This window comes from Pseudomonas paraversuta (assembly GCF_904063065.1).
Lineage (GTDB): Bacteria > Pseudomonadota > Gammaproteobacteria > Pseudomonadales > Pseudomonadaceae > Aquipseudomonas > Aquipseudomonas paraversuta.
The window spans coordinates 328,289-342,811 of record NZ_CAJFCL010000001.1 but is presented as its reverse complement, the minus strand read 5'-3'; the positions used below and the strand labels follow the sequence as shown (position 1 = coordinate 342,811).

Annotated in this window: 12 protein-coding genes; 1 reads left to right on the top strand and 11 read right to left on the bottom strand. The window is 58.9% G+C overall.

From position 1 onward, the window contains the following. The first annotated feature begins 94 nt into the window (after window positions 1-94). Window positions 95-1,516 (top strand): DegQ family serine endoprotease, encoded by a 1,422-nt coding sequence (locus tag JQ845_RS01570; RefSeq protein WP_003440619.1) that lies wholly within the window; start codon window positions 95-97, stop codon window positions 1,514-1,516. Between the two features lie 91 nt (window positions 1,517-1,607). Here the strand turns inward: JQ845_RS01570 and JQ845_RS01565 are convergent, their stop codons facing one another. From JQ845_RS01565 to arcA, 11 genes are all read right to left on the bottom strand, one after another. Continuing rightward, on the bottom strand, window positions 1,608-2,096 hold the full coding sequence (locus JQ845_RS01565; protein WP_003440621.1) for an RDD family protein: 489 nt from the start codon (window positions 2,094-2,096) through the stop codon (window positions 1,608-1,610). 96 nt (window positions 2,097-2,192) lie between these two features. Next, window positions 2,193-2,405, bottom strand: coding sequence for a cold-shock protein (locus tag JQ845_RS01560; protein WP_003440624.1), 213 nt, complete (start codon window positions 2,403-2,405; stop codon window positions 2,193-2,195). Between the two features lie 385 nt (window positions 2,406-2,790). Beyond that, window positions 2,791-3,915: a glycine cleavage system aminomethyltransferase GcvT gene (gene gcvT, locus JQ845_RS01555; RefSeq protein WP_203008028.1), complete on the bottom strand. Its 1,125-nt coding sequence runs from the start codon at window positions 3,913-3,915 to the stop codon at window positions 2,791-2,793. A 17-nt stretch (window positions 3,916-3,932) separates the two neighbouring features. Then, the gene (locus JQ845_RS01550; RefSeq protein ID WP_003440631.1) at window positions 3,933-5,309 is read right to left on the bottom strand and encodes an L-serine ammonia-lyase; all 1,377 of its coding nucleotides are present in this window, start codon (window positions 5,307-5,309) and stop codon (window positions 3,933-3,935) included. Window positions 5,310-5,411: 102 nt separating this feature from the next. Next, window positions 5,412-8,270, bottom strand: a complete 2,859-nt coding sequence (gene gcvP / locus JQ845_RS01545) for an aminomethyl-transferring glycine dehydrogenase (protein WP_003440635.1) — start codon at window positions 8,268-8,270, stop codon at window positions 5,412-5,414. A 10-nt stretch (window positions 8,271-8,280) separates the two neighbouring features. Next, window positions 8,281-8,664 carry a glycine cleavage system protein GcvH gene (gene gcvH, locus JQ845_RS01540; RefSeq protein WP_003440638.1) on the bottom strand — a complete coding sequence of 128 codons (384 nt, stop codon included), beginning with the start codon at window positions 8,662-8,664 and terminating at the stop codon, window positions 8,281-8,283. A gap of 319 nt (window positions 8,665-8,983) precedes the next feature. Continuing rightward, window positions 8,984-10,492 carry a sigma-54-dependent transcriptional regulator gene (locus tag JQ845_RS01535; protein ID WP_003440647.1) on the bottom strand — a complete coding sequence of 503 codons (1,509 nt, stop codon included), beginning with the start codon at window positions 10,490-10,492 and terminating at the stop codon, window positions 8,984-8,986. A 175-nt stretch (window positions 10,493-10,667) separates the two neighbouring features. After that, window positions 10,668-11,027: a DUF5064 family protein gene (locus JQ845_RS01530; RefSeq protein WP_127195986.1), complete on the bottom strand. Its 360-nt coding sequence runs from the start codon at window positions 11,025-11,027 to the stop codon at window positions 10,668-10,670. A gap of 59 nt (window positions 11,028-11,086) precedes the next feature. After that, window positions 11,087-12,016 carry a carbamate kinase gene (gene arcC / locus JQ845_RS01525; protein ID WP_003440653.1) on the bottom strand — a complete coding sequence of 310 codons (930 nt, stop codon included), beginning with the start codon at window positions 12,014-12,016 and terminating at the stop codon, window positions 11,087-11,089. Between the two features lie 143 nt (window positions 12,017-12,159). Further along, window positions 12,160-13,170 (bottom strand): ornithine carbamoyltransferase, encoded by a 1,011-nt coding sequence (locus JQ845_RS01520; protein ID WP_003440656.1) that lies wholly within the window; start codon window positions 13,168-13,170, stop codon window positions 12,160-12,162. Window positions 13,171-13,247: 77 nt separating this feature from the next. After that, the gene (gene arcA, locus JQ845_RS01515; RefSeq protein ID WP_003440658.1) at window positions 13,248-14,504 is read right to left on the bottom strand and encodes an arginine deiminase; all 1,257 of its coding nucleotides are present in this window, start codon (window positions 14,502-14,504) and stop codon (window positions 13,248-13,250) included. Window positions 14,505-14,523: the final 19 nt, after the last annotated feature.

Genomic DNA, 14,523 nt, shown 5'->3' with positions numbered 1-14,523 from the left:
GTTTTCCGGGGCCAAAAAAAAGGGTCTATGCTGGCTTTAGTTTTTTGGTGCCTGTCGCTTAACTCTGCTTGCTATTAACGGGAGCTGTAAATCAATGCCTCGATTGAAATCTTACTTACCCATTTTTGCAGCCGTGCTGATGCTCGGGCAGGCAGTGCCGGCTCTTGCTGAAGCGCAGTTACCTGATTTCACGCAGCTGGTCGAGCAAGCCTCACCGGCTGTGGTGAATATCAGCACCACACAAAAGCTGCCGGAGCGCAAAGTATCGAGCATGGGCCAAATGCCTGACCTCGAAGGTTTGCCGCCCGGCCTGCGCGACTTCTTCGAACGCAGCCTGCCCCCAGGCAGTGGTGGCCAGGGTGGCCGTCAGCGTGAGGCCCAGTCCCTGGGCTCGGGTTTCATCATTTCGCCGGATGGCTACATTCTGACCAACAACCATGTGGTGGCGGATGCTGATGAAATCGTTGTGCGCCTGTCTGACCGCAGCGAAATGAAAGCCAAGCTGGTCGGAACTGATCCCCGTTCCGACGTCGCATTGCTGAAAATCGAGGGCAAAAACCTGCCTGTTTTGAAACTGGGTAAATCCCAGGACCTCAAGGCCGGTCAGTGGGTGGTTGCCATCGGTTCGCCGTTCGGGTTTGACCACACTGTGACCCAGGGCATCATCAGCGCTATCGGTCGCAGCCTGCCCAATGAAAGCTACGTGCCGTTCATCCAGACTGACGTGCCGATCAACCCGGGTAACTCGGGTGGCCCGTTGTTCAACCTGACGGGCGAAGTGGTGGGCATCAACTCGCAGATCTATACCCGTTCCGGCGGCTTCATGGGCGTGTCCTTCGCCATTCCTATCGATGTGGCGATGGATGTTGCCAATCAGCTCAAGGCAGGCGGCAAGGTAAGCCGTGGCTGGTTGGGTGTGGTGATTCAAGAGGTCAACAAAGACCTGGCCGAGTCGTTTGGCCTGGATAAACCGGCCGGTGCGCTGGTGGCTCAGGTGCTCGATGATGGTCCTGCTGCCAAAGGCGGCCTGCAAGTGGGTGACGTGATCCTGAGCATGAATGGTCAGCCGATCGTGATGTCCGCAGACCTGCCGCACCTGGTTGGCGCGCTCAAGGCCGGCAGCAAGGCGACCCTTGAAGTGGTTCGTGACGGCAAGCGCAAAACCCTGGATCTGACGGTGGGTGCTATTCCCGATGAAGGGAAAGAAATGGCTCCTGCAGCAGGTGCAGAACTCAGCAGCAATCGTCTGGGCGTGTCCGTGGCGGATCTGACCGAAGAGCAGCAGAAAGCCAATGACATCAAAGGTGGCGTGATCATCAAAGACGTACAGGACGGCCCGGCTGCCCTGATCGGCCTGCAACCTGGCGACGTGATTACTCATCTGAACAATCAGGCAATTACCAATGCCAAGCAGTTCACTGATATTGCCAAGGCATTGCCGAAGAACCGTTCGGTATCGATGCGGGTTCTGCGTCAGGGTCGTGCCAGCTTCATTACCTTCAAGTTGGCTGAATAACCTGATGTGAATTGCAGGAGCGAGCATGTTGCTCCTGCAGTTCTGAAGTCACTGCTAATAAAAAACCCGTATCGCGAGATACGGGTTTTTTTTATTTCTTTGGCTTGGGAATGCGTACCAGCTGACTGCTGGAGTACATGTCGTGCCAGGTACGTTTGTGCTTGTCGAATAGCGACCAGATAAACCCCAGCCCCAGGCACAGCCAGGAGCCGATAGAGACGATAAATCGCAGCAGGGCCTGCCACAGGCTGATCGCGCTGCCATCGGCATTCTGTACGCGTATGCCCCAGACCTGCATGCCCAGGGTTTGCCCTGAGTGGGTCCAGAACTTGGCAAAGAAACCGAACAGGACAAAAAACAAAATGGTGGAAAGCAGCGGGTCGCCATCCAGAGCGCCCGACTCGGACAACGCCCGCATTTTGGCTTCGCCGATAAAGCTCATCATGATCAGTTTGTAGATGAACGTAGTGACGATCAGCAGGGCCGTGCACAGCAAAAAGTCATAGAACATAGCTGCCAGGCGGCGCCCCAGGCCAACGGCGGGAAAGTCGCCTTGCGGGCTAAGCGGTTGTTTCGACATGGCAGGGTCTCGTGAAGGAAAAGCGCCATCTTACGGAATTACGCCAACAAAAAAGCCTCTGATGTCACCATCAGAGGCTTTTCAACGCGAGAAAGCTTAGCCTTCTGCTTGCACTTCATCAGCCTGCAGGCCTTTTTGGCCCTGAACTGCGATGAAGGTCACTTTCTGGCCTTCTTTCAGGCTTTTGAAGCCATTACCCTGAATGGCACGGAAGTGCACAAACAGGTCCGGACCGCTTTCCGGGGTAATGAAACCAAAACCTTTCTCGTCGTTAAACCACTTAACGGTACCGCTCTGACGTTGGGACATTTCTTAATTCCTTGACGCTAACAATTAATGACAGCCTCTTAGTTGTGTAAGAGGACTGGTGCTGGGTTGCAGGAAAGTAAGAGACGCAGAACGGGTTGTAGCAAACATAGAGCTACTGCCCAGGTCACGATTCCAGCGACCCATGCAAACACAGTGAGCAAACTTTACGAAACCGGAAATGAAAAAACAAGCCCCTTTGGCAGGCCGCGCCAAGCCCGTTTTTTCAGGTTGTTAATGCAGTTTTACAAGGCTGTTGATCATGCGGATGTTCGATTGCGCTCATGTAGAAACATGTGTTTTCGTTATCGAAAGTTTGCACCATTTGGTGGCGGTTGCATGACACCCATGGAGCGTGAACATGCAACTGCACTAATTAAGCTTTAGCTCACCCGCGATAATAACGTTGTGGAACAAATGGCAACTTCGAAACTTTCAGCGGTACAGGTTTGCCGCGCACGATTGCCCACACCTCTGAGTCCAGCGCAGTAAAGGCTGTATCCAGATAACCCATGGCCAGAGGGGCACCCAAAGTCGGCCCAAAACCACCGCTGCATACATTGCCGATGACAGTGCCTTCAGCGTCAACGATTTCAGCGCCTTCACGCACGGGTGTGCGCTCCTGGGGCAGCAGGCCCACACGCTTGCGCGCTACGCCGTTTTGCTGCTGGGCAAAAATGATGTCTGCACCCGGAAAACCGCCGGCCCGGGAACCCTCGGCGCGCCGATTTTTCGAGATCGCCCAGAGCAGGCTGGCTTCAACCGGCGTGGTGCTGTCGTTCATGTCATGCCCGTACAGGCACAGGCCGGCCTCCAGTCGCAGCGAATCACGGGCGCCAAGGCCGATGGCTTGCACTTGCGGATCGGCCAGCAGGTGGCGCGCCAGTGCCTCTGCGTGTTGAGCGGGGACCGAAATCTCAAAACCGTCTTCCCCGGTGTAGCCCGAACGACTGACGTAGCATTCAGTTCCCAGCAGGGTGACCGGGGCAAATTGCATAAAGGTCATGCTTGCCACTTCGGGAGCCAGACCTTGCAGCACGGTAACCGCTGCCGGACCTTGCAGGGCGAGCAGGGCGCGTTCTTCAAACAGCGGCTGGATGTCGCAGTACTTGCCCAGGTGTTTGCGCAGATGCGCCAGGTCCTGGTCCTTGCAGGCGGCGTTGACCACGAGAAACAGCTGGTCATTGCCCAGATTGGCAACCATCAGGTCATCCAGGATGCCACCTTGTTCATTGGTGAACATGGCATAGCGCTGCATGCCAACCGGCAGGTCAATGATGTCTACCGGGACCATGGTTTCCAGGGCCCTGGCCGCATCAGCGCCGCTCAGCAGAATTTGCCCCATGTGCGACACATCGAACAACCCGGCATGTTCACGGGTATGTTGATGTTCTTTCATTACACCCAACGGGTATTGCACCGGCATGTCATAACCGGCGAACGGCACCATACGGGCCCCGAGTTCAAGGTGCAGTGCGTGCAGCGGGGTTTTAAGCAGTTGTTCGGTGGACATTGGTCACTCCTTGAAAATCAGCACTCAATAATGTTGACGGCCAGACCGCCGCGGGCAGTCTCTTTGTATTTGCTTTTCATGTCGGCGCCGGTCTGGCGCATGGTGCGGATTACCTTGTCCAGTGAGACAAAATGCTGGCCGTCGCCGCGCAGGGCCATCCGCACGGCATTGATGGCCTTGACCGAACCCATGGCATTGCGCTCGATGCAGGGCACCTGTACCAGTCCGCCAATGGGGTCGCAGGTCAGGCCAAGGTTGTGCTCCATGCCGATTTCGGCGGCGTTTTCGACTTGCTGAACGCTGCCGCCCAGCACTTCACACAACGCGCCGGCGGCCATGGAGCAGGCCACGCCCACTTCGCCCTGGCAGCCCACTTCGGCGCCCGAGATCGAGGCATTTTCCTTGTACAAAATGCCGATGGCGGCGGCAGTCAGCATGAAGCGCACCACGCCGTCCTCATTGGCCCCGCCAATAAAACGCATGTAGTAATGCAGAACCGCCGGAATAATCCCCGCCGCACCATTGGTGGGCGCTGTGACCACCCGGCCGCCGTTGGCGTTTTCTTCATTGACGGCCAGGGCGTACAGATTCACCCAGTCCAGCACTGACAGCGCATCGCGCAGCGCGGCCTCGGGGTTGGCGCACAACTGACGGTGCAGCGCTGCCGCCCGTCGCTTGACCTTCAGGCCGCCCGGCAAAATACCTTCGTTACGACAGCCCGCACTCACGCAGTCCTGCATCACTTGCCAGATATTCAGCAAGCCGCTGCGGGTTTGTGCTTCAGGGCGCCAGGCGCTTTCATTGGCCATCATCACCTGGCTGATCGACAGATCGTGGGTGACGCAATGGCGCAGCAAGTCTTTGGCAGTCTTGAACGGGTATTTCAAGGGGGTGCTGTCTTCGACGATGCGATCAGCGCCTGCCGCGCCTTCATCCACCACAAAGCCGCCGCCCACCGAGTAATACTCGCGGCTGCGGATCTGAATCCCGGCGCCATCCAGCGCCCGGAAAATCATGCCATTGGGGTGATAGGGCAGGGGTTTTCGAATCATCGCCAGATGCGACTTTTCGTTGAAATCGATGGGGTGTTCGCCCAGCAGGTTCAAACGCCCGCTGCTGCGAATGGTGGCCAGACGTTCGGCTACGGTTTCGGTGTTTACGGTATCCGGATGCTCGCCTTCAAGCCCCAGCAGCACGGCCTTGTCGCTGCCGTGGCCTTTACCGGTGGCGCCGAGGGAGCCATAGAGTTCAACTTTCACGCAGGCTGTGTCTTGCAGCAGTTCATCACGGCGCAGACCTTCGGCAAAACGCGCGGCTGCGCGCATGGGGCCGACGGTATGGGAGCTGGAGGGGCCGATGCCAATCTTGAACAGGTCGAACACGCTTAACGACATGGGGTTCTCCGGTTTCTTATAGGTTTATTGGCAAAAAACATCATCCACTGCAGGCGCGAGCTTCTCGTTGCATAACAGCTCGCTCCTGCAAGAATGGGTGGGTTACGCCTCCTGGTAGCTTTCGATGGACGGGCACGCACACACCAGGTTGCGGTCACCGAATACGTTGTCGACCCGGCCAACCGGCGGCCAGTATTTGCCTTCGATCAAGGACGCCACCGGATACACCGCCTGTTCGCGGCTGTACGGGTGGGTCCATTCACCGACCATTTCAGCGGCGGTGTGCGGGGCGTTTTTCAGCGGGTTGTCTTCCTTGTCCAGGCTGCCGTTTTCGACCGCGCGAATTTCTTCGCGGATGCGGATCATGGCTTCGCAGAAACGGTCCAGTTCTTCTTTGGATTCACTCTCAGTCGGCTCGATCATCAGCGTGCCGGCCACCGGGAACGACATGGTCGGCGCATGGAAGCCGAAGTCGATCAGGCGCTTGGCCACGTCGTCGACGCTGATGCCGCTGCTGTCCTTGAGCGGGCGCAGGTCAAGAATGCATTCGTGTGCCACCAGACCGTTGCTGCCCGAGTACAGCACCGGGTAATGCTCTTCGAGACGGCGGGCGATGTAGTTGGCATTGAGGATCGCCAGCTGCGAAGCACGCTTGAGGCCTTCGCCGCCCATCATGCGGATATACATCCAGGTAATCGGCAAAATGCTCGCGCTGCCAAACGGTGCCGCGCACACCGCGCCTTCCTTGCGTTCCATGGTGCCGTGACCCGGCAGGAATGGCGTGAGGTGCGATTTGACGCCGATCGGGCCGACACCCGGGCCGCCGCCGCCATGGGGGATGCAGAAGGTTTTGTGCAGGTTGAGGTGGGACACGTCGCCGCCGAACTTGCCCGGTGCGCACAGGCCGACCATGGCGTTCATGTTGGCGCCGTCGATGTACACCTGGCCGCCGTTGTCATGAATGATGCCGCAGATTTCGCGGATGCCTTCCTCGAATACACCGTGGGTCGAGGGGTAGGTGATCATCAGGGCCGCCAGGTGCTCGCGGTGCTCGATGGCTTTGGCGCGCAGGTCTTCGATGTCTACGTTGCCCCGTGCATCGCATGCCGTCACCACCACGCGCATCCCGGCCATGTTGGCGGTTGCCGGGTTGGTGCCGTGGGCCGAGGACGGGATCAGGCAGATATCGCGACGCTCTTCACCACGGCTCTGGTGATAGGCACGAATGGCCAGCAGGCCGGCGTATTCACCCTGGGAACCGGCGTTCGGTTGCAGCGAGATGGCGTCGTAACCGGTGGCAGCGCACAGCATGGCCTCCAGTTCGGTGGTCAATTGCTGGTAGCCCAGGCTTTGCCCGGCGGGTGCAAAGGGGTGCAGGTTGCCGAACTCGGCCCAGGTCACCGGAATCATTTCGCTGGCGGCATTGAGCTTCATGGTGCACGAGCCCAGCGGGATCATGGTGCGATCCAGGGCCAGGTCCTTGTCCGCCAGACGACGCAGATAGCGCATCAGTTCGGTTTCAGAATGGTAGCGATTGAATACCGGGTGGCTGAGAATCGGCGACTGGCGCAGCAGTGCCGCCGGCAGGGTGCCGGTCACTGTCGCGGCCAGTGCGTCGAAGTCAGGCAGGGTCTGACCGTCCGCCGCCAGCAACGCCCACAGCGCAGTAACATCGGACTGGCCGCTGGTTTCGTCCAGCGACAGGCCCAGACGCTGGCCATCGATCAGGCGCAGGTTGATGCGTTGGGCGTGGGCCTTGGCATGCAGGGCGTCGGTGTGGCTGCCGGTGTTCAGGGTCAGGGTGTCGAAGAAGGCGGTTTGCTCGACCTTCAGTCCCAGATCGCTCAGGCCTTTGGCCAGGATCGCCGTCAGTTGGTGAACGCGCCGGGCGATTTGGCTCAGGCCCTTGGGCCCGTGGTACACGGCGTACATGCTGGCGATGTTGGCCAGCAGGACCTGGGCGGTGCAGATGTTGCTGGTGGCCTTCTCGCGGCGGATATGTTGCTCGCGGGTTTGCATGGCCAGGCGCAATGCCGGTTTGCCGTGACGGTCAACCGAAACACCGACCAGACGCCCCGGCATGTCGCGCTTGAAGACATCGCGGGTGGCGAAGTAGGCCGCATGGGGGCCGCCGAAGCCCAGTGGTACGCCAAAACGCTGGGCGCTGCCGATGGCCACGTCGGCGCCAAACTCGCCTGGCGGTGTCAACAGGGTCAGGGCCAGCAGATCAGCCGCTACGGCCACCAGTGCATTGGCGGCATGAAAACGTTCAACCAGGTCGCGGTAATCAAACACGTCGCCGTTGCTTGCCGGGTATTGCAGCAGGGCACCGAAGAAGGCCGACACGTCAGTCAGATCGCGCTCATCAGCCACGACCACCTCAATGCCCAGTGGTTCGGCACGGGTGCGCAGCACGTCGAGGGTTTGCGGGTGGCAGTGGCTGGAAGCAAAAAAGCTGCGGCTGGTTTTGTTCTTGCTCAGGCGCTTGCAGAACGTCATTGCCTCGGCGGCGGCGGTGGCCTCATCGAGCAACGATGCGTTGGAAATCGGCAGGCCGCTGAGATCGCTGATCAGGGTTTGATAGTTGAGCAGGGCTTCGAGGCGGCCCTGGGAGATTTCTGGCTGGTACGGGGTGTAGGCGGTATACCAGGCCGGATTTTCCAGCAGGTTGCGCAGGATCGGCGAAGGGGTGTGGCAGTTGTAATAGCCCTGGCCGATATAGGTCTTGCACAGCAGGTTCTTGGCGGCGATGGCTTTGATCGAGGCCAGCGCGTCGGCTTCGCTTTGCCCGGCCGGCATGTTGAGAACGCTGGTGCCCTTGATGCTTTCCGGGATCACGCTGGCGCTCAGGCCTTCAAGGGAATCAAAACCGAGGGTGGCGAGCATGGCTTGCTCATCGGCCTGACGCGGGCCGATGTGGCGCGCGATAAATTCATTGGCGGTGCTGAGATTGATGGTCATGACAGGCTCCTCAGTTGTCGTCTTGAGCTTTGATCAAGCGGTCGTAGGCATCTTGATCCAGCAATTGCTCGACGGCATTCGCATCAGCAGGCTTGAAACGGAAGAACCAGCCTTGACCCAGAGGATCTTCGTTAACCAGTTCCGGGCTGTCTTCGAGCGCCGGGTTTACTTCCAGCACTTCACCGTCCAGGGGCATGTAGACGCCGCTGGCGGCCTTGACCGACTCAACGGTGGCGGCTTCGGTGCCTTTGTCGTAGGACTGCAATTCAGGCAGTTGGACAAACACCACATCACCCAGAGCGTTTTGCGCAAACGCGGTAATTCCCACAGTCACGCTGCCATCAGCTTCGGCGCGCAGCCATTCGTGGTCTTCAGTAAAACGCAATTCGCTCATGGAAACTCCTCAGGGCCAGACATGTCTGGTGGTCACGGGTAATTGCTCGCTCGGAACGAGCTTATGGGAGAGTTCATTGCAAAATGGTTGCCAGTTTATAAATATCGTTATTTATCAATGGCTTGAGTGATTCAGCGGCGCAGATTGAAAACTGTGCTGTAGCGAAATCGATACAGTGCTGGGGCAGAAAAAAAATCCATGAGGATCATGGCCTTGCACAGCAGTGGAATAGACAGGGTGTATCGAAATCGATCCAGTGGAATGATTTCGATACGACAGGTGGGGGGCTTGGTGATAGCCGGCTTGCCGGCGCTACAGGTCAGGCCTTGCCGGGGATACCATACTTGCGCAGGCGATGGGCAATGGCGGTATGGCTGGTTTGCAGGCGGCTGGCCAACTGACGGGTCGAGGGATAGCTGACGTACAACTTTTCCAGCAATGCTTTCTCGAAGGTTTCGACTGCGTGCTCCAGGGTTTCCACCTCGCCGTCACTTTGCCGTGCAACCGAGGTACCGGCGATGTCCAGGTCGCCAATGTCGACCAGGGTGCTTTCGCAGATCGCAGCTGCACGAAAGATCACGTTCTGCAATTGGCGCACGTTACCGGGCCAGCGATTGCCCAGCAGCGCCGGATAGGTGCCGGGCGCCAGGCGGCAAACGGGGCGCTGGATCTGGGTGCAGGCCTGCTGCATGAAAGTGCGTGCCAGCAACAATATGTCCTGGCCGCGTTCGCGCAGTGGCGGCACTTCAATGTTGAGTACGTTCAGGCGATAGAACAGGTCTTCGCGAAAGGTGCCCTCGTTGACCATCTTTTCGAGGTTGCGGTGGGTGGCGCTGAGGATCCGTACATTGACCTTGACCTCGCGCTCGCCGCCTACCCGGCGGAAGCTGCCGTCATTCAGAAAGCGCAGCAGCTTGGCTTGCAGGTAAGGCGACATCTCAGCGATTTCGTCGAGGAACACCGTGCCATTGTTGGCCAGTTCCATCAGCCCTGGTTTGCCTCCGCGCTGGGCGCCGGTGAAGGCGCCGGGGGCATAGCCGAAGAGTTCGCTTTCAGCCAGGTTTTCGGGGAGCGCCGCACAGTTCAAGGCCAGAAAGGGGGCGCCAAAACGGTCGCTGATGGCATGGCAGGCACGGGCCACCAGTTCCTTGCCGGTACCGGTCTCGCCCTGGATCAGTAACGGCGCATCCAGGGCCGCTACACGCTGGGCCCGGGCCTTGAGGGTGCGGATGGCGGGTGACTCACCGAGCAGGGCGTCAAAGCCTTCTGCGTGATCGTGGTGCAGCGCGGCCAGGCGCTCACCGATGCGGCTTGGCTGGTACAGGGTCAGCAGGGCGCCGGCATCGGTAATCGGGGTGGCGTCGAGCATCAGCGGGTGGCCGTTGAGCGTCACTTCGCGCAGGGGCAGGCGGAAGCCGTGCTCCAGCAGTACATCGAGCAGGCCGGGGTCACTGAACAGCTCGCCGATACTTTCACCGGTGGGTTCATGGCCGTACAGGGCAATCAGCGCCGGGTTCGCCAGCAGTACGTGGCCATCGCTGTCCAGCGCCAGTACCGGGTCGGTCATGGCCGCGAGCAGCGCATCAAGTTGCAGATGGCGGCGTTGTCCGGGAAGGATGTCGACCACCGTCACGGCCTGTACCCCGTTGACGCTGAACAGTGCCTCGCGCAACTCGTCGAGCACTTGCGGGCTCAGGGTCGGAGCGTCGATATAAACGTTGGGCGGGACCATCTCCACCGCATCCAGGTTGAGGTTCCGCCCGCCGAGCAACGCCAGAACTTCCTGGGTGATGCCGACGCGGTCGATAAAACTGACGTGGATACGCATGGGAACAAAGAACACTTCTGGCCAGCGGAGGCCGCCAGTATGCCTTGGCGCGGGAGATTGGTGAAATCGGAGGGCGAAGGGGCGTTGGTTGCATCGCCGGCAAGCCGGCTCCCACAAGGTTTCAAATTGACTTGAACGATGTGGGAGCCGGCTGCCGGCGATCAGGGTTCACGCATTATTCGAGGTGTTCGGGTTTGACCGGGTCGCCAAGCTGCACGTCCAGCTGCTGGCGGACATCCTTGAACATCAGGTCGTAATACTTATGCATCGACAGTATGTTGGCCGAGGTGGGCATGCCGTTATCCACGGCAATTTTAAAGCCGACTCTGGCGAAGTCGAACCACTGATCCTTGGGCAGGGTGAACGACTCCTTGAATTCGTTCTGGTTGATCCGGCCGTGCATGTCGAACTGCATCGACTTGCCTTCCCTGGGATCTTGAACGACCTGGTAATCGATCTTGATGTCATACCCGAAGTCACCCGGCTGAAGCGGTTCGCGATGGATATGCAGGTGACCGGGTTCGAACGAGGCCATAGGGGCAACTCCTGAGTGTATGAGGGGTAAAGGGCAGACCGCCAGGTCTGCCCCCAGGTTCAAAAATAGCTGATGCCGGGCTTTTCAGTACTGACCCGGGTACCCGCCTTCCCTTGAACGATAGCTTCGATATCCGCCAGGGCGCCAATTACGGCGGTCTTGCCGGTTTTGCGGGCAAACTCGCAAGCTGCCTCGACTTTAGGGCCCATGGAGCCATTGGCGAAGCCGAGTTTTTCCAGCTCGTCCGGGTGCGCCTGGGCAATAGCTTTTTGCGAAGGCTTGCCCCAGTCAATAAAGGCCGCGACGACGTCAGTGGCGATTACCAGCAAGTCACTTTTCAGCTCCTGGGCCAGCAACGACGAGCACAGGTCCTTGTCGATGACGGCCTCGATGCCCTTGAGGTTGCCGTCCTCGCCATACATGGTCGGGATCCCGCCACCGCCTGCACAAATGACGGTGGTGCCTTTTTCCAGCATCCACTTGATCGGACGGATTTCGAAAATGCGCATGGGTTTCGGGCTGGCCACTACACGACGAAACTTGTCACCGTCCGGGGCGATGCTCCAGCCTTTTTCCGCAGCAAGGCTTTCAGCTTCGGCCTTGCTGTAAACCGGGCCGATCGGTTTGGTCGGGTTCTGGAACGCCGGGTCTTTCGGGTCGACCTGAACCTGGGTCAGCAAGGTGGCGAGCGGCGTTTCCTTGGGTAATACGTTGCCCAGTTCTTGCTCAATCATGTAACCGATCATGCCTTCGCTTTCAGCGCCCAGCACGTCCAGCGGGTACGGGTCGACGGCAGTGTAAGACGCCGCCTGCAGCGACAGCAGGCCTACTTGAGGGCCATTACCGTGGGCCACCACCAGTTCGTTACCGGGGGCGATGAGGGCAATTTGCTGAGCAGCGGTGCGGATGTTTTCACGCTGGTTCTCTGCAGTCATGGGCTGACCGCGACGCAAAAGGGCGTTACCGCCCAGTGCTACGACGATACGCATAAAAATGTCCTTATAAAAAACGGGGAGCGGCTCGAGTCCCGCTGGAGCCGAGCTTGCTCGCGATGCAGACGCCCCGGTCATTCGTCCTGCTCCGGGGTGATGGCATCGCCGGCAAGCCGGCTGCCGCACGAAACCAGCGGGCCTTAGATGTCAGCCAGTGCTGCTACCAGGATTGCCTTGATGGTGTGCATGCGGTTTTCTGCTTGCTCAAAGGCAATGTTCACCGGTGACTCAAACACGTCCTCGGTCACTTCAATACCGTTTTTCAGGTTTGGATGGTGCTCGGCCACATCCTTGCCGACTTTGGTTTCGCAGTTGTGGAATGCGGGCAGGCAATGCATGAATTTCACCCGTGGGTTTTCTGCCGCTTTGATCATCTCGGCATTGACCTGATACGGCAGCAACAGCTTGATGCGTTCGTTCCAGGCTTCAACGGGCTCGCCCATCGATACCCATACGTCGGTGTGGATGAAGTCCACGCCTTTGACCGCCGCTTTAGGGTCTTCGGTGAGGGTGATTTTAGCGCCGCTTTCTTTGGCGAATTCCTGGCACTGCTTCACGAATGACTCTTCTGGCCACAGGCTTTTCGGCGCGCCGATGCGCACGTCCATGCCCAGCTTGGCGCCGATCATCAGCAGCGAGTTACCCATGTTGTTGCGGGCATCGCCCAGGTACGCGTAGCTGATGTTGTGCAGCGGCTTGTCACTGTGTTCGCGCATGGTCAGCGCGTCAGCGATCATTTGCGTCGGGTGGAACTCGGCGGTCAGGCCGTTGAATACCGGTACGCCTGCGTACTTGGCCAGCTCTTCAACGATTTCCTGGGCAAAACCACGGTATTCGATGGCATCGAACATGCGCCCCAGAACCCGAGCGGTGTCTTTCATGCTTTCTTTGTGACCGATTTGCGAAGAAACCGGATCAATGTAGGTCACGTGCGCACCCTGGTCATGGGCGGCCACTTCAAACGCGCAACGGGTGCGGGTTGAGGTTTTCTCGAAGATCAGGGCAATGTTTTTGCCTTTCAGGTGCGGCTCTTCGGTACCGGTGTACTTGGCGCGCTTGAGATCGCGGGACAGATCCAGCAGGAAGTGCAGCTCACGCGGAGTGTGATGCATCAGGCTGAGCAAGCTGCGGTTTTTCATGTTAAACGCCATGGGGATCTCCTGGGTTTCTGGTTAACCGGCTCGCGCCGTCCCTTATGGGGCGGGGCGCAAGCAATCTAATGAATGAATTAATAGTCAATCGGGTCGCGGATGATCGGGCAGGTCATGCAGTGGCCGCCGCCACGGCCGCGACCCAGCTCGGAGGCGCTGATGGTGATTACTTCGACTCCGGCTTTGCGCAGCAGGGTGTTGGTGTAGGTGTTGCGGTCATAACCGATCACCACACCAGGCTCCAGGGCCACCACGTTGTTGCCGTCATCCCACTGTTCGCGTTCGGCGGCAAAGGAGTTGCCCCCGGTTTCGACCACACGCAGAGCCTTGAGGCCAAGGGCCTTGGCTACCACTTGGAGGAAGCTGGCTTCTTCACGGCGCACGTCTACGCCGCCGGCTTTGCTTTCGTCCGGATACAGCGAGAAAGCAACAATCTGGTTGACCACTTCAGGGAAGATCGTCACCAGATCGCGGTCGCAGAAGCTGAATACCGTGTCCAGGTGCATTGCGGCGCGGGACTTGGGCAGGCCCGCGACGATGACCCGCTCCACTGCTTTGTTCTTGAACAGGTTCTGCGCCAGCTGGCCGATGGCCTGGCGTGAGGTGCGTTCACCCATACCGATCAGGACCACGCCTTTACCGATAGGCATAACGTCGCCGCCTTCGAGGCTGGCGTTGCCGTGGTCGATGGTCGGGTCGCCGTACCAGATCTGGAAGTCAGCGTTGGTGAACTCAGGGTGGAACTTGTAGATCGCCGTGGTCAGCAGGGTTTCCTGACGACGGGCCGGCCAGTACATCGGGTTCAGCGTCACGCCGCCGTAGATCCAGCAGGTGGTGTCACGGGTGAACTGGGTGTTGGGCAGCGGCGGCAGGATAAAGCTGGTGTGACCCAGGAAATCGCGGAACATCTGGATGGTCTTGCCACCAAAGCTGTCCGGCAGATCGTCGGCAGACACGCCGCCGATCAAGTACTCGGCAACCTGGCGTGGTTCGAGGCTTTTGATCCAGGCTTTGACTTCACTGACCAGGCCGATGCCAACCTGATCGGGTGTGACCTTGTGATCCAGAATCCAGTCCAGCGCTTCCGGCATGGCCACGATGTCGGTCAGCAGGTTGTGCATTTCCAGCACATCGATGCCGCGGTCACGCATCTTGGTCACAAAATCGAAGTGGTCGCGTTTAGCCTGGTTGACCCACAGCACGTCATCAAACAGCAGTTCATCGCAGTTGCTCGGGGTCAGGCGCTGGTGAGCCAGGCCCGGGGAGCAAACCATAACCTTATGCAGCTTTCCGGCTTCGGAATGTACGCCGTACTTCACTTTTTCCGTGGTCATTACAGTCATCCTCCAAAGT

What these genes read in the sequence shown, in the direction of transcription:
- JQ845_RS01570 (WP_003440619.1), top strand. Translation starts at nt 95, where the DNA reads ATGCCTCGATTGAAATCTTACTTACCCATTTTTGCAGCCGTGCTGATG.
- JQ845_RS01565 (WP_003440621.1), bottom strand. Translation starts at nt 2,096, where the DNA reads ATGTCGAAACAACCGCTTAGCCCGCAAGGCGACTTTCCCGCCGTTGGC.
- JQ845_RS01560 (WP_003440624.1), bottom strand. Translation starts at nt 2,405, where the DNA reads ATGTCCCAACGTCAGAGCGGTACCGTTAAGTGGTTTAACGACGAGAAA.
- gcvT (WP_203008028.1), bottom strand. Translation starts at nt 3,915, where the DNA reads ATGTCCACCGAACAACTGCTTAAAACCCCGCTGCACGCACTGCACCTT.
- JQ845_RS01550 (WP_003440631.1), bottom strand. Translation starts at nt 5,309, where the DNA reads ATGTCGTTAAGCGTGTTCGACCTGTTCAAGATTGGCATCGGCCCCTCC.
- gcvP (WP_003440635.1), bottom strand. Translation starts at nt 8,270, where the DNA reads ATGACCATCAATCTCAGCACCGCCAATGAATTTATCGCGCGCCACATC.
- gcvH (WP_003440638.1), bottom strand. Translation starts at nt 8,664, where the DNA reads ATGAGCGAATTGCGTTTTACTGAAGACCACGAATGGCTGCGCGCCGAA.
- JQ845_RS01535 (WP_003440647.1), bottom strand. Translation starts at nt 10,492, where the DNA reads ATGCGTATCCACGTCAGTTTTATCGACCGCGTCGGCATCACCCAGGAA.
- JQ845_RS01530 (WP_127195986.1), bottom strand. Translation starts at nt 11,027, where the DNA reads ATGGCCTCGTTCGAACCCGGTCACCTGCATATCCATCGCGAACCGCTT.
- arcC (WP_003440653.1), bottom strand. Translation starts at nt 12,016, where the DNA reads ATGCGTATCGTCGTAGCACTGGGCGGTAACGCCCTTTTGCGTCGCGGT.
- JQ845_RS01520 (WP_003440656.1), bottom strand. Translation starts at nt 13,170, where the DNA reads ATGGCGTTTAACATGAAAAACCGCAGCTTGCTCAGCCTGATGCATCAC.
- arcA (WP_003440658.1), bottom strand. Translation starts at nt 14,504, where the DNA reads ATGACCACGGAAAAAGTGAAGTACGGCGTACATTCCGAAGCCGGAAAG.